At 55.6% G+C, this 836-nt stretch carries 1 protein-coding gene; it reads left to right on the forward strand.

The genetic code is table 11. From position 1 onward, the window contains the following. Positions 1 to 652: ammonium transporter (locus QJ48_RS33155; RefSeq protein ID WP_162238604.1), on the forward strand; the 652-nt coding region annotated here is incomplete at its 5' end. Between the last annotated feature and the right edge of the window lie 184 nt (positions 653 to 836).

The following is an 836-nucleotide window of genomic DNA, read 5'->3' on the forward strand; positions in this document are numbered from 1 at the left end:
CGGCTGGTTCGGCTTCAACTCGGGCAGCACGCTCAGCGCGACCAACGGGTCCATCGGACACATCGCGGTAACGACGATGCTGGCGGCCGCCTCAGGAGGAGCGGCTTGCATCCTGTTTACGATGCTGCGCTATCGCAAATCGGACCCGCCGATGGTCATCAACGGTTCGTTGGCCGGACTGGTCGGCATCACCGCAGGCTGCGCCTTCGTCAGTGACGAGGCGGCGATTCTGATCGGCGCCGTTTGCGGCATCGCGATGGTGTTCGCGACGGAATTTTTAGAATCCAAACGAATCGACGACCCGGTCGGAGCGTTTGCCGTCCACGGAGTCAGCGGAAGTATCGGAACGCTGGCCGTCGGTTTATTCGCGCAACCGGAGTTGGCCGGGAAGGCAGGGCAAGGCTACAGCGGTTTGTTTTACGGAGGAGGGTTTTCGTTGCTTGGCGTTCAAGCGCTTGGACTAGTAACCGTCATGATTTGGGGGTTCGCGACGACTTGGATCGCTTTCAAGCTGATTAACCGGCTCGTTCCTATCCGCGTCAGCCGGGATGAAGAGCTTGTCGGTCTGGATGTCGGAATCCATGGCGTGCCTGCCTACAGCCAAGAGCACGACTTTATTGAATTGACCCAGTTGACGCTGGATAAAAGATAGTATTCTGCCTATGCAATCCTTTCATACCCAAGTCTGCAAAGAAACAGAAGAAGCCGCTCCACAAATTTCCGGAACGGCTTCTTTCCTTTATGCTATTTGTTATTATTTCGAATCGAAGGCGCTGCGCAATCCATCGCCGATGAAGTTGAAGCACATGATGGTCAGGAAGATCATAAAGCCGGGG

Source organism: Paenibacillus sp. A3 (genome assembly GCF_001399685.1).
Classification (GTDB): Bacteria; Bacillota; Bacilli; order Paenibacillales; family NBRC-103111; genus Paenibacillus_G.